This is a genomic window from Micromonospora sp. NPDC049047 (assembly GCF_040649135.1).
Lineage (GTDB): Bacteria > Actinomycetota > Actinomycetes > Mycobacteriales > Micromonosporaceae > Micromonospora.
Genome location: NZ_JBEZEY010000007.1, coordinates 45,608 through 58,258, shown reverse-complemented (window position 1 = coordinate 58,258; position 12,651 = coordinate 45,608). Strand labels below are relative to the sequence as shown.

Annotated in this window: 13 protein-coding genes; 5 read left to right on the top strand and 8 right to left on the bottom strand. The window is 70.9% G+C overall.

Translation table 11 applies throughout. The features are described from left to right. The first annotated feature begins 289 nt into the window (after positions 1 to 289). Complete coding sequence (locus tag AB0B86_RS13580) at positions 290 to 583, top strand: hypothetical protein (RefSeq protein ID WP_231924438.1); 294 nt, start codon at positions 290 to 292, stop codon at positions 581 to 583. A 6-nt stretch (positions 584 to 589) separates the two neighbouring features. Here the strand turns inward: AB0B86_RS13580 and AB0B86_RS13575 are convergent, their stop codons facing one another. Continuing rightward, positions 590 to 1,663 carry an adenosine deaminase gene (locus AB0B86_RS13575; protein ID WP_357418000.1) on the bottom strand — a complete coding sequence of 358 codons (1,074 nt, stop codon included), beginning with the start codon at positions 1,661 to 1,663 and terminating at the stop codon, positions 590 to 592. A 63-nt stretch (positions 1,664 to 1,726) separates the two neighbouring features. Next, positions 1,727 to 2,143, bottom strand: a complete 417-nt coding sequence (locus tag AB0B86_RS13570) for a PPOX class F420-dependent oxidoreductase (protein WP_357412022.1) — start codon at positions 2,141 to 2,143, stop codon at positions 1,727 to 1,729. Between the two features lie 58 nt (positions 2,144 to 2,201). Here AB0B86_RS13570 and AB0B86_RS13565 point away from each other — a divergent pair, with 58 nt between their 5' ends. Continuing rightward, entirely contained in the window at positions 2,202 to 2,696 is a 495-nt protein-coding gene (locus AB0B86_RS13565; RefSeq protein ID WP_357412021.1) for a MarR family transcriptional regulator, read from the top strand. 1 nt (position 2,697) lies between these two features. Beyond that, positions 2,698 to 3,681, top strand: coding sequence for a putative RNA methyltransferase (locus tag AB0B86_RS13560; protein ID WP_357412020.1), 984 nt, complete (start codon positions 2,698 to 2,700; stop codon positions 3,679 to 3,681). Positions 3,682 to 3,685: 4 nt separating this feature from the next. On the opposite strand, the gene AB0B86_RS13555 is transcribed toward AB0B86_RS13560, so the two are convergent. From AB0B86_RS13555 to AB0B86_RS13545, 3 genes are all read right to left on the bottom strand, one after another. Beyond that, positions 3,686 to 4,366 (bottom strand): DUF4272 domain-containing protein, encoded by a 681-nt coding sequence (locus AB0B86_RS13555; RefSeq protein ID WP_357412019.1) that lies wholly within the window; start codon positions 4,364 to 4,366, stop codon positions 3,686 to 3,688. Positions 4,367 to 4,478: 112 nt separating this feature from the next. Beyond that, entirely contained in the window at positions 4,479 to 5,762 is a 1,284-nt protein-coding gene (locus AB0B86_RS13550; protein WP_357417998.1) for a thymidine phosphorylase, read from the bottom strand. A 136-nt stretch (positions 5,763 to 5,898) separates the two neighbouring features. Continuing rightward, positions 5,899 to 6,609: a cytidine deaminase gene (locus AB0B86_RS13545; protein ID WP_357412017.1), complete on the bottom strand. Its 711-nt coding sequence runs from the start codon at positions 6,607 to 6,609 to the stop codon at positions 5,899 to 5,901. An 89-nt stretch (positions 6,610 to 6,698) separates the two neighbouring features. Here AB0B86_RS13545 and AB0B86_RS13540 point away from each other — a divergent pair, with 89 nt between their 5' ends. Both AB0B86_RS13540 and gap read left to right on the top strand, forming a co-directional pair. After that, on the top strand, positions 6,699 to 7,292 hold the full coding sequence (locus AB0B86_RS13540; RefSeq protein WP_357412016.1) for a TetR/AcrR family transcriptional regulator: 594 nt from the start codon (positions 6,699 to 6,701) through the stop codon (positions 7,290 to 7,292). A gap of 4 nt (positions 7,293 to 7,296) precedes the next feature. After that, on the top strand, positions 7,297 to 8,307 hold the full coding sequence (gene gap, locus AB0B86_RS13535; RefSeq protein WP_357412015.1) for a type I glyceraldehyde-3-phosphate dehydrogenase: 1,011 nt from the start codon (positions 7,297 to 7,299) through the stop codon (positions 8,305 to 8,307). Positions 8,308 to 8,401: 94 nt separating this feature from the next. On the opposite strand, the gene AB0B86_RS13530 is transcribed toward gap, so the two are convergent. Genes AB0B86_RS13530 through AB0B86_RS13520 form a run of 3 tightly spaced genes read right to left on the bottom strand, consistent with a single transcriptional unit; the run spans position 8,402 to position 12,600 of the window. Then, positions 8,402 to 9,682 (bottom strand): ABC transporter permease, encoded by a 1,281-nt coding sequence (locus AB0B86_RS13530; protein ID WP_357412014.1) that lies wholly within the window; start codon positions 9,680 to 9,682, stop codon positions 8,402 to 8,404. Between the two features lie 3 nt (positions 9,683 to 9,685). Then, positions 9,686 to 11,056 carry an ABC transporter permease gene (locus AB0B86_RS13525; RefSeq protein ID WP_357412013.1) on the bottom strand — a complete coding sequence of 457 codons (1,371 nt, stop codon included), beginning with the start codon at positions 11,054 to 11,056 and terminating at the stop codon, positions 9,686 to 9,688. Further along, the gene (locus AB0B86_RS13520) at positions 11,053 to 12,600 is read right to left on the bottom strand and encodes an ABC transporter ATP-binding protein (RefSeq protein WP_357412029.1); all 1,548 of its coding nucleotides are present in this window, start codon (positions 12,598 to 12,600) and stop codon (positions 11,053 to 11,055) included. Before AB0B86_RS13520 ends, AB0B86_RS13525 begins: the two co-directional genes overlap by 4 nt. Between the last annotated feature and the right edge of the window lie 51 nt (positions 12,601 to 12,651).

The following is a 12,651-nucleotide window of genomic DNA, read 5'->3' as shown; positions in this document are numbered from 1 at the left end:
TGTCCTGCTCGCCGGTCCTTCGGGGTCCGGAAAGTCGTACATAGCGCAGCAAACCGGCCTACCGGTGCTCTGCTTGGACGACTTCTACAAAGACGGCGATGACCCTACGTTGCCGCGACGAAACGACCAGGTGGATTGGGAATCACCGCAGTCCTGGGACGCGCTGAGTGCGGTGGAAATCATTGCGCGACTAGCTCGCGAGGGGCGAGCTGATGTGCCGGTTTATGCGATCGGCGCGGATCGACGGGTGGCCACCCGGTCATTTGATCTCGCCGGATCGCCACTTTTCGTGGCCGAAGGGATCTTCGCCGCCGAGATCGTCGAGGAGTGCCGCCGTCGCGGGCTGCTGGCCGGGGCGTACGCGCTGCGCCGGCCGCGTGGGGCGACCTTCCTGCGCCGGCTGGCCCGCGACCTGTCCGAGCAGCGCAAGGCACCCCGGGTGCTGGTCCGGCGCGGCGTGGCCCTGCTGCGGGCCGAGCCCGCGGTGCTGCGTCGGCAGACCGGGCTGGGTGCGGAGGCGGCCCGCGCCCGGGAGGTGCTGCGTCGGGTGGCCGGCCTGCTCGCCGGCCACCCGCACGGCTGAGCGAGGTCAGGCCAGCAGCTCGGCGTACGCCGGCTTGATCACCTCATCGATGATCCGCAGTCGCTCGTCGAACGGGATGAAGGCGCTCTTCATCGCGTTGATGGTGAACCACTGCAACTCTTTCCAGCCGTAGCCGAACGTCTCCACCAGCAGCGACATCTCCCGCGACATCGAGGTGCCGCTCATCAGCCGGTTGTCGGTGTTGACGGTGGCCCGGAACCGCAGGTCCCGCAGCAGGCCGATCGGGTGGTCGGCGATCGAGGCCACCGCGCCGGTCTGCACGTTGGACGAGGGGCACAACTCCAGCGGGATCCGCTTGTCCCGCACGTACGCGGCCAGCCGACCGAGCGAGCCGTCGGGGGCGATGTCGTCGACGATCCGGACCCCGTGGCCGAGCCGGTCCGCCCCGCACCACTGGATCGCCTGCCAGATCGACGGCAGACCGAACGCCTCACCGGCGTGGATGGTGAAGTGGAAGTTCTCCCGTTGCAGGTATTCGAACGCGTCCAGATGCCGGGTGGGCGGGAAGCCCGCCTCGGCACCGGCGATGTCGAAGCCGACCACCCCGGCGTCCCGGTGCCGGACGGCCAGTTCGGCGATCTCCTGCGAGCGGGCGGCGTGCCGCATCGCGGTGAGCAGCGTGCCCACCCGGATGGTCAGGCCGGCCTCGACGGCCTGGGCGGTGCCCTCGGCGAACCCGGCCAGCACCGCCTCGACGACCTCGTCCAGGCTCAGGTCCTGTTCCAGGTGCTGCTCCGGGGCGAAGCGCACCTCGGCGTAGACCACGCCGTCGGCGGCCAGGTCGAGCGCGCACTCGCGGGCCACCCGACGCAGCGCGGACGGGGTCTGCATGACCGCCACCGTGTGCGCGAACGTTTCGAGGTAACGCTCCAGGGAGCCGGAGTTGGCGGCGTCCGCGAACCAGCGTCCGAGCGCCTCGGGATCGGTGGTGGGCAGTTCGTGGCCCGCCTCAGCGGCCAGGTCGACGATCGTCGCCGGCCGCAGCCCGCCGTCGAGGTGGTCGTGCAGCAGCGCCTTCGGGACCTTGACGATGTCCTCGTACCGGATAGTTGCGACCATGCTCAGACCCTAGTCAGCCGGCTCCCGCCCATCCGACCAGGCCACTCATCCTCACCGGGCCACTCATCCGGACCAGCCGTAGACGCGGTCGACGGCGAGTCGGATGACCACCCGACCGTCGGCGACCATGGCGGCCCGGTACTCCGCCCAGTCGGGGTGCTCGCCACGAATGCGCCGGTAGACCTCGACCAGTTCGGCGACTGTGGCGTCGTCCTCGCTCCGGGCGGGTGGGGTGAGTGTGGCGATGCCGTCGGCCACCGCGTACGCGCCACCGTCGCCGGTCGTCACGTGGAAGCTCGCCCGGGGGTCCCGGCGCAGGTTACGGGCCTTGGCCCGGTCGCCGACCGTCGAGCATCGGATGAGCCCCGGCTCGGCCAGGTAGTCGAGGTTCGACAGCTGGGGCCGGCCGTCGCGGCGCAGTGTGGCAAGCACCCCACGCCCGCGTTGGCCGAAGAGCTGCCAGAGATCATTCGTTGACATGTCATCGACCGTAGGGGGCAGTTCGATGACATGTCAACAATCTGGGTAGGCTGCCGGCATGGACGCGCCACGGTGGTTGGACGAGCGGGAGGACCGCGCCTGGCGGGGCTACCGCCGGATGCGTCGCCTGCTCGACCTGGAGCTGGCCCGGCAGCTGACGCAGGACAGCGGTCTCTCCGAGCCCGACTACGACGTGCTCTCCGACCTCTCCGAGTCGCCGGAGGGTCGCCTGCGCCTGCGCGACCTGGCCGATCGGATGCTCTGGTCCCGCAGCCGACTCTCGCACCACCTAACCCGGATGCAGCAACGCGGCCTGGTGACCCGACAGGAGTGCCCGGACGACGCCCGCGGCTCGATAGTCGCGCTCACCCCGGCCGGCCGGGAGGCCATCGAGGCCGCGGCTCCCGGTCACCTGACCGCCGTCCGTCGGAACCTCATCGACCTGCTCACTCCGGCCGAGGTCGAGGCGCTCGGCGCGCTCACCCACCGGGTGGTCGACCACCTCGCCGGTCAGCAGCCCCGACCACGCCCACGGCACGAACCGGCGGCCTGACGTGGATCCCCGCATCCTGCACCGGCTGCGCTGCCCGGTCTGCGGCGAACCGCTGAGCGAGACGACAGCCGGCACCACCCGGGCGCTGCGCTGCCCACGTCGGCACAGCTTCGACATCGCCCGCCAGGGTTACGTCAACCTGCTCGCCGGTCGTGCGCCACACGTCGGGGACACCGCCGAGATGATCGCGGCGCGGGCGGACTTCCAGGCCGCCGGTCACTACGACGTCATCTCCGCCGCCCTCGCCACCGCCGCCACGGAGGCCATCGGCCGTCTCGACGCGTCGCGCCCCCGGGGCTCTGCTCCCACCGAGGCACCGGTCTCCGCCCAGGAGTGTCGCCTGGAGGTAAGCAGAGCAAAGGACACACCAGCGGAGGTACGCGCCGACCCCTCGAAGCCCCACGTCGGCGCGTACCCCCTGGTGGTGGATGCCGGCGCCGGCACCGGCCGCTACCTCGGCGCGGTGCTGGCGGCGCTGCCGGACGCCGTGGGCCTGGCCCTGGACGTGTCGAAGCCGGCGCTGCGTCGCGCGGCCCGCGCGCATCCCCGGGCCGCCGCCGCCCTGGCCGACACCTGGCAGCGGCTGCCGCTGGCGGACGCCTCGACCGCCGTGCTGCTCAACGTCTTCGCCCCGCGCAACGGTCCGGAGTTCCACCGGGTGCTCGATCCGGCCGGCACCCTGCTGGTGGTCACGCCGGACGACGACCACCTCACCGAACTGGTGGGGGCCCTGGACCTGCTGCGGGTGGACCCGGACAAGGCCGACCGGGTGAGCGGCAGCCTGGGCGGGCACTTCACAGCGGTCAGCTCGGCGGTGCACCGGGCGGAGCTGGCCCTGACCCGGCCGGAGGTCGCCACGCTGGTCGGCATGGGCCCGAACGCGTGGCACACCGACCCGGCGGCGCTCACCGCCCGGTTGGCAGCGCTGCCCGAGCCGGTCCGGGTGACGGTGGCGGTCCGGGTGGACGCGTACCGACCTCGCTGAACGCTCAGGTGGAGAGGTCGACCTCTTCCCAGCCGGGCGGCTCGTCGTGGTACGGACCGCGCAGGATCACCGCCCACTCCAGCGCCCACCGGCGCTGCCCGATGGCGTTCGCGTCGATCAGGCCCGGTGCCCGCCGACCGTCGCGCTCGGTCTCCAGGTACGCCCAGTCCAGGCAGTAGTGCAGGTCGAGCAGGGCGGCCGCGTCGGCCGGGTGCTGTGGCGCGGTGAGGATCCGGGACCGCCAGTGCGGAAACGTCTCCCCCTCGGCGATGTGCGGCAACTGCTCGACCAGCCGCTCGTCCACGGCCAGCGTCGGGTCGAGCTGCTTGCTCAACCCGAGCACCCAGGCCAGCGCGAAGAGCGCGTCGTGGTGCAGCACGAACGAACGGTGGTCGCCCTTGCCGCCCATCACGAACTGCCACTCGGGCGGCGTGACCATCTCGACCAGGTGTGAGCCGAGCAGCCAGCTCATCGCCGCCTCCGGGGGCATCCCGAAGCAGCGCGCCAGGATCAGGTGCAGCACGGCGATCCGTGCCTCGATCTCCACAGTGGGCCGCAGGTCGATCTGGTCACCCGGCTCCCAGACCAGCGGGAACTGGGCCGGCGGCAACGGCAGGCCGAGCCGGGACAGCTCGTCCAGGCTCGCCTCACGCACCTCACGTGGGTTGGGGGCAGCAACTGTCACGGCGGGTCTTCCTGTCTGCTCGCGCCGGCTCAAGGCCGGTTGTCCCCCCTTGGCCTGCGACAATAGCGCTCCCAGGTGACCGGCACCATGGCACCCCGACCCCCGGTTCGGGTCAGCCGACGCGCTCGATGACAAGCGGCGTCGCGGTCGGCGCGGACGACGCGATCCGTACCGCCTCGGCGGCCTCGGCCAGCGCCCCCGGAATCCGCGACGGGTCCTCGGCGCGCAGCTCGTAGAGGGGGTCACCGGCCCGTACCGGGTCACCCGGCCGCTTGTGCAACACCACCCCGGCCGGCACGCTCACCGGGTCCTCCTTGCGGGCCCGACCGGCGCCGAGTCGCCAGGCCGCGACCCCCATGGCGTACGCGTCGACGGCGGCGACGTGCCCGTCCCGCTCGGCGCGGACCACCTCGACCTCGTTGGCGGTCGGCATCGGCGCGTCCGGGTCGCCGCCCTGCGCGCGGATCATCGCCCGCCAGGAGTCCATCGCCCGACCGTCGCGCAACGCCGCCGCCGGGTCGGCGTCCGGCAGACCGGCCGCGTCGAGCATCTCCCGGGCCAGGGCCAGGGTCAGTTCCACCACGTCGGCGGGTCCACCACCGGCAAGCACCTCTACCGACTCGGTCACCTCGACGGCGTTGCCGATGGCCAGGCCGAGCGGTGTGGACATGTCGGTGAGCAGGGCGACCGTCCGGACGCCGTGCGCGCCGCCCAGCTCGACCATGGTGCGAGCCAGCTCGCGGGCCTGGTCGACGGACTTCATGAAGGCCCCCGAGCCGACCTTGACGTCGAGGACCAGCGCTCCGGTGCCCTCGGCGATCTTCTTGCTCATGATCGAGCTGGCGATCAGCGGGATCGCCTCCACTGTGCCGGTGACGTCGCGCAGCGCGTACAGCTTGCGGTCGGCCGGGGCGAGTCCGGCGCCGGCCGCGCAGATCACCGCGCCGACCTCGTCCAGTTGCTTGATGAACTCGTTGTTGCTGACCGTGGCCCGCCAGCCCGGGATGGACTCCAACTTGTCCAACGTGCCGCCGGTGTGCCCGAGGCCCCGGCCGCTCAACTGCGGCACGGCCGCGCCGCAGGCCGCCACCAGCGGGGTGAGCGGCAGCGTGATCTTGTCGCCGACGCCGCCGGTGGAGTGCTTGTCGACTGTCGGCCGGTGCACCGCCGAGAGGTCCAGTCGCTCGCCGCTGGCGATCATCGCGGCGGTCCACCGGGCGATCTCCGGCCCGGTCATCCCGTTGAGCAGGATCGCCATCGCCAGCGCCGACATCTGCTCGTCGGCGACAACCCCCCGGGTGTACGCGTCGACCACCCAGTCGATCTGCGCGTCGGACAGCACCCCGCCATCCCGCTTGACCCGAATGACGTCAACAGCAGCAAAACCAGAACTCATCAGAAGATCTTCCTAAGTCGAATGGCGAAACCCACACAGGGTCGGTGACCACGTCAGGGCGGGGGCCGACCGTGCCCGGCGGAGGGATCAAGCCTGACCGCCCGGAGCCGGGCACGGTCGGCCCCCGCCCCCAACCTCAGCCACCAGACCACCGAACAGGGATCTCCAACGGCGGCTCACCCTCGCCGGCCCAGAAGATGGTGCCGGTGGCGTCCACCACTACCACCCGCGGGGTCCGCGCCATTCCCCAGGTGATCGCCTCGGCCGGGTCGTCCCAGCTCGGCGCCTCCTCCAGCACACCGGTCTCGGCACCGACGTCGTCGCCGGCCGACCGTTCCCAGTACGCGGTCCAGACCTGCTGGCCGGCGGACATGTCCGGGTGCACGAAGACGGTGCCGCGCCCACGCCAGGCGGCCAGCCGCTCCGGCACCACCGGCACCGGCGTCTCCCCGGTGACGGCTTCCAGGTCCTCCACACCGAAGGCGTGCGGCAACAACTCGGCCATCCGCAGCGGCCGGGTCTTGCTCTCGACCAGGCACTCCGGACCGCCGTGCTCCCAGAGCAGTTGCCGGCACCGACCACACGGCATCAGCGGCTCACCTGTGGCGTCGACGCAGGAGAGCGCGACGAGGCGCCCGCCGCCGGTGGCGTGCAGGCTGGAGACCACCCCGCACTCGGCGCAGAGGGTCACCCCGTACGCGGCGTTCTCCACGTTGCAGCCGACCACCACGCGGCCGTCGTCGACAAGCGCGGCGGCGCCGACCGGGAACGTCGAGTACGGCGCGTACGCGTGCCGCATCGCCTCGGTGGCGGCGGCCCGCAGCCGCGCCCAGTCAATGTCGGTCATGCCGCCATTCTGCCGAAGTAGTCCAGGTCAGGAGCGGGCAGGGCCGGGTCGACGAGCGGTCTGTACCTACTGGTATGTACAGTGATGCCATGGACACCCGACGACTACTTGTCGAGACCATGAGCGAGCTCATGTGGGAGCGCGGCTACGCCGACACCAGCCCGCGTGATGTTCGCCAACGGTCCGGCGTGGGCCAGGGCAGCATGTACCACCACTTCCCGACCAAGCGCGATCTCGCGCTCGCCGCCCTCGAACGCAACGTCGCCGACCTGCTGCCGGCCGCGTCCGAACTCGACGATCCGGGCGACCCGATGGCCCGGATCGAGGCATACCTGATGCGCCCCCGCGACGCCCTCAAGGGCTGCAAGGTCGGCCGGATGACCCAGGATCCGCAGGTCCGCGAGGATCCGGTGCTGCTGGCCCCGGTGGCCCGCGCGTTCGCCCAGGTCCGTGTCAGCTGGGTCAAGGTGCTCCGCGAGGCCGTCGCCGCCGGCCAACTGCGGGACGACCTCGATCCTGAGCAGCTCGCCAACACCCTGATGGCCGTCCTGCAGGGCGGCTACGTGCTCGCGATCGCCCAGCAGGACCCGGGCCCGTTCGACGATGCCCGCGCCGGCGCACTCGGCCTGCTCCGGGCCGCGGCACCGACCGGGCTCACCCAGGAAAACAACGGGAGGAAGTGAAGCCATGACGGTACGCATCGGCATCAACGGGTTCGGGCGGATCGGGCGCACCTACCTGCGCGCGGCCCTGGCCAACAACGCCGACATCGAGGTGGTCGCGGTCAACGACCTCACCGATGCCCGCACGCTTGCCACCCTGCTCGAGTGGGACTCGGTCTCCGGCCATCTGGACGGCGTCGCCGTCGACGGCGACACGATCACCGTTCAGGGCACGCGCATGAGGGTCTTCGCCCAGTCCGACCCGGCCACCATCCCCTGGGGCGACGTCGACGCCGACGTCGTGATCGAGTCCACCGGCCACTTCACCGACGGCGGCGCGGCGGCGGCCCACCTCAAGGGCGGTGCGAGGAAGGTCGTCATCTCGGCGCCGGCCAAGGGGGACGTCCCCACGTTCGTTCTCGGAGTGAACGACGACAGGCTCGACCCGGACAGCCACGACGTCTTCTCCAACGGCTCCTGCACCACGAACTCGTTGGCGCCGCTGGCGAAGGTGCTCAACGACTCGTTCGGCATCGAGTCGGGACTGATGACGACGATCCACGCCTACACGGGTGACCAGCGGCTCCACGACGCGCCGCACTCCGACCTGCGCCGGGCCCGCGCGGCAGCCGTCTCGACCATCCCGACGTCGTCGGGCGCGGCGAAGGCGATCGGAAAGGTCATCCCGGAGCTCGACGGGCGTCTCACCGGCGCCGCGCTACGCGTACCTGTGGCGGCGGGCTCGATCACCGACCTCAGCGTGGTCCTCCGCCAGAGCGCCGACGTCGAGGACGTCAACGCCGCGTTCCGGGAGGCCGCCGCCTCCCAGCGGCTGCGGCGCTACCTGCAGTACTCCGAGGCACCGTTGGTCTCGGCGGACATCGTCGGCAACCCGTACTCGTCGATCTTCGACGCGCCGCTGACCCAGGTCGTCGGCAACCAGGTCAAGGTGTTCGGCTGGTACGACAACGAGTGGGGGTTCTCCAACCGCCTCGTCGAGTTCTCCGAGCGGATCGGAGCGACCGCGGCGGCCTGACGCCGAGGGCCACCAGGGCGTACCCGGGTGGGCTCGGCGGGCGACCGCGGTGCTCGTGCCCGGCGGGGAAAGCCCGCCGGGCACGGCTGGGGTGTCAGCCCTTGATGTACGGCTTGCCGTCGGCGGCCGGTGCCCGGACCCGGCCGACCAGCCCGGCGACGGCCAGGATGGTCGCCAGGTAGGGCAGCATGGCCAGGAACTGGCTGGGGATCGAGCTGCTGATCGCGCCCAGGTAGGTGGCGAGCTGGTCGGCGAACCCGAAGAAGAGGGCGGCGAGCAGCGCGCCGGTCGGGTTCCACCGGCCGAAGATCAGCGCGGCCAGGGCGATGAAGCCCTTACCACCGATCATGTTCTTGGTGAACGAGTAGAGCGCCAGCGTGTAGGACGCGCCGCCGATGCCGGCGACCACACCGGCCAGCAGCACGTTGCGGTAGCGCACCCGCAGCACCTTGACGCCGAGCGTGTCGGCCGCGATCGGGTGCTCGCCGACGGACCGGGTACGCAGCCCCCACCGGGTGCGGAACAACGCGATGTGGATCACCAGGACCAGGAGCAGCCCGAGGTAGAGGAAGATGTTGCCGCGGAACAACGCCGGCCCGAGCACCGGGATGTCCTTCAGCAGCGGGATCTCCCAGTTGCTGAAGCGGGGCGCGCTGTTGTACCTCGCGGCGTCGGTCTGCATCAGCCGCTCGTAGAGGAAGCCGGTGACGCCGACCGCCAGCAGGTTGAGCACGATGCCCATGACGACCTGGTCGACCAGGTAACGGATGGCGAAGACGGCGAGCAGCAGCGAGATGAACGCGCCGCCGATGGCGGCGGCGACCAGGCCCACCCAGACGCTGCCGGAGATGCTGCCGAAGAGGGCGCCGCTGAACGCGCCCATCAGCAGCTGGCCCTCGATCGCCACGTTGACCACGCCGGAGCGTTCGCAGAGCACACCGGCGAGCGCGCCGAAGATCAACGGCAGGGCCAGGATGAACGTGCCCCGGATGATGTTGACAAGCGGCATGAAGTTCTGCCCGGTCGGCGCGGCGGAGACCTGCCAGCAGAGGAACGACAGCACGAAACCGACAAGCCCGACGGCGAGCACGGGAAGGAACCACCGCTTCGGCACCCCGGCGAGGAGCGCCGCACCGGCGGCGATCGCGATGATCCCGAACAGGATCGCCCCGATCGTGCCGTTGATCTCCAACGCGGCGCCGGCCGCGTCGTCGCTGAGGGTGAACCGGGCCTGCTGGTCGGTGGCGAGCGCGCCGAAGAGCACCGCGGACAGCAGGCCGAGCCCCAGCAGCGTGAGGCCGACCTTGCGGCTGCGGGTCCAGAAGCCCTCGTCTACCGGGGCGACCGCGATGTCGGGGACAGCCATGGTGGACATCAGTTACCAGCCCTTCGCCAGGCTCGTCTGCAACCGGGCGGCGCGGGCGGCCCGGAGCTGGAAGATCGCCTTCACCAGGGCCGGCGCGGCGATGAAGATGACAATCAGCGCCTGGAGCACCGTCACCAGCTCCAGCGAGATCCCGGAGTACGACTGCATCCGGTTACCGCCGGCCTGCAGCGCCCCGAACAGCAGCGCGGCGAGCAACACCCCCCAGGGCTTCACCCGCCCGAGCAGCGCCACCAGGATGCCGTCGAAGCCGATCTGCGCGACCACCAGCGGGGTCAACGCGCTGGCGGTCGAGCCGAGCACCATGTTCGAGCCGCCGAGGCCGGCCAGGATGCCGGCAAAGACCATGATCAGGATGTACGTCCGGGTGACGCTGATGCCGGCGGTCCGGGCGGCGTCCGGGTTGGCACCGACCGCACGCAGCTCGAAGCCGAGCGTCGAGCGGTTGAGCAGCCAGGCGACCGCCCAGGTGGCCAGCACGGCGAGCAGGATGCCGGCGTGCACCCGCAGGTTGTCGCCGAGCAGTCGGGGCAGCTGGGCGGAGGTGTCGACCGCCTTGCTGATCGCGTCGGTACGGGTCGGGTCCTGCACGCCGTTCTGCACGATCAACCAGGTGAGAAAGTACGTGGCGACGTAGTTCAGCATGATCGTGTTGATCACCTCGTGCGCGCCGGCCCGGGCCTTGAGGATGCCGGGGATGAACCCCCAGATCGCTCCGCCCAGCGCGCCGGCCAGCACCGCCACCAGCAGGTGCAGGCCGGGCGGCAGCGGCAGCAGGAAGCCCGCCAGCGCCGCCATGATCACGCCGATCGTGGCCTGACCCTGGGCGCCGATGTTGAACAGGCCGCCCCGGAAGGCCAGCGCCACCGACAGACCGGTGAAGACCAGTGGCGCGGCGTAGGTGAGCGTCTCGGAGATCGGCGCGAGCACGGCCTGCCAGCTACCGGTGCCGTCCAACCAGCCGGAGAACGCCTCGGGGTCGAAGATCGAGCCCTTGAACAGGTTCGCGTACGCCTCGCTGACGAGCGTCCAGCTGGAGTTGATCGCGTCGGACGGGCGGGAGGTGATGTACGAGTACGTGGAGAGCACGTCGGGATCAGAAATGATCATCAGCACCGCGCCGACCACGATCGCCAACACCAGCGACAGCAGGGTCACCGTGAAGGTGTTGGCCGCCCAGAGGTTGTCCAGGAACAGCCGACCCAGGCTCGGCTTCGACCCCGGCTCCGGCTTCGCCGCCGGGCGGTCCGGCTCGGTCGCCACCTCGGCCCGTTCGGTGTTGCCGAGCGCGTTCTGCGCGGCCTGCGCCTCGCTCGCCGGCTCCTTGTCCGGCGAGCCGGACTGCGGGGTTGGGGGGTTGGTCATGCCTCGTCCTCGCTCGCGGAGCCCGGGTCGCTCGCCGGGCTCCCGTCGGTGGCCGGCCTGTCGCCGGGCACGGCGTCCGTGTTGCGCTCGTTCGCCGCGTCCGGGGTGATGCCGGCCATCAGCAGGCCGATCTCCTCACGCGGGGTGTCCGGGCCGACGATGCCGATGATGCGACCGCGGTACATCACCGCGATCCGGTCAGCCAACCCGATCACCTCGTCGAGTTCGCTGGAGACCACCATGACGGCGGTGCCGACGTCCCGTTCGTGGATGATCTGGCTGTGGATGAACTCGATCGACCCGACGTCGACACCACGGGTCGGCTGGGCGGCGATGAGGAGCTTCAGCGGCCGGGACAGCTCCCGGGCCACGATCACCTTCTGCTGGTTGCCGCCGGAGAGAGTGCCCACCGCCGCGTCGGCCGATGACGTGCGGACGTCGAACTGCTCGATCCGCTCCTTCGCCGAGGCGGCGATCGCGTCCGGCTTGAGCGCGAGCCCGGCACCGAACGGCGGCCGGTCGTAGATGTCCAGCACCAGGTTCTCCGCGACGCTGAACTCCTTGACCAGGCCGTCCACGCTGCGGTCCTCGGGCACGTAGCCGACGCCCGCCCGGAGCACCCGCTTGGGCTTCCACCCGTTGATCCGGTCGCCGACCAGGCTGACCGTGCCGCCGAGCACCGGGCGTAGGCCCATGATCGCCTCGATCAGCTCGGTCTGACCGTTGCCCTGGACGCCCGCCACGCCGAGCACCTCACCCGCCCGCACGGTCAGGTCGATGCCGTCGACGGCGCGGATCTGCCGGTCGTCGTCGACGACGAGCCCGGACACCTCCAGCACCGGCTCGCCCGGAGTGGCCGGGGTCTTGTCGACGGTGAGCCGGACGTTGCGCCCGACCATCAGCGCGGCCAACTCGTCCCGGCTGGCCTCCGGCGAGGCGGTGCCCACCGTCTTTCCGCGTCGGATCACGGTGATCCGGTCGGCGATGGCCTTGACCTCGCCAAGTTTGTGGGTGATGAAGACGATCGACTTGCCGGCCGCCTTGAGCGACCGCATCACCGTCAGCAGTTCCTCGGTCTCCTGGGGGGTGAGCACCGCGGTCGGCTCGTCCAGGATGAGCAGGTCGACGTCGCGGGTGAGCGCCTTGACGATCTCGACGCGTTGCTGGATGCCGACCGGCAGGTCCTCGATCACCGCGTCCGGGTCGACCCGCAGGTTGTACCGCTCGGACACCTCGGTGACCTCGCGCCGGGCCCGCCGCCGGTCCAGGAAACCGGCGATGCCGCCTCGGACCTGCTCGGCGCCGAGCATGATGTTCTCGGTGACGGTGAAGACCGGCACCAGCATGAAGTGCTGGTGCACCATGCCGATCCCGGCACCGATCGCGTCGGACGGGCCCTTCAGCTTCAACGGCTTGCCGTCGACCAGGATCTCGCCCTCGTCGGGCTGGTAGAGCCCGTAGAGCACGTTCATCAGTGTCGACTTGCCCGCGCCGTTCTCGCCGAGCAGGGCATGAATCTCTCCAGGCTCCACCGTCAGGTCGATGTGGTCGTTGGCGACCAGATCACCGAACCGCTTGGTGATGCCGCGCAGTTC

Coding starts and splice junctions, on each gene's coding strand:
- AB0B86_RS13540 (WP_357412016.1), top strand. CDS start 6,699: ATGGACACCCGACGACTACTTGTCGAGACCATGAGCGAGCTCATGTGG.
- AB0B86_RS13565 (WP_357412021.1), top strand. CDS start 2,202: ATGGACGCGCCACGGTGGTTGGACGAGCGGGAGGACCGCGCCTGGCGG.
- AB0B86_RS13550 (WP_357417998.1), bottom strand. CDS start 5,762: ATGAGTTCTGGTTTTGCTGCTGTTGACGTCATTCGGGTCAAGCGGGAT.
- AB0B86_RS13575 (WP_357418000.1), bottom strand. CDS start 1,663: ATGGTCGCAACTATCCGGTACGAGGACATCGTCAAGGTCCCGAAGGCG.
- AB0B86_RS13530 (WP_357412014.1), bottom strand. CDS start 9,682: ATGTCCACCATGGCTGTCCCCGACATCGCGGTCGCCCCGGTAGACGAG.
- AB0B86_RS13545 (WP_357412017.1), bottom strand. CDS start 6,609: ATGACCGACATTGACTGGGCGCGGCTGCGGGCCGCCGCCACCGAGGCG.
- AB0B86_RS13570 (WP_357412022.1), bottom strand. CDS start 2,143: ATGTCAACGAATGATCTCTGGCAGCTCTTCGGCCAACGCGGGCGTGGG.
- AB0B86_RS13525 (WP_357412013.1), bottom strand. CDS start 11,056: ATGACCAACCCCCCAACCCCGCAGTCCGGCTCGCCGGACAAGGAGCCG.
- gap (WP_357412015.1), top strand. CDS start 7,297: ATGACGGTACGCATCGGCATCAACGGGTTCGGGCGGATCGGGCGCACC.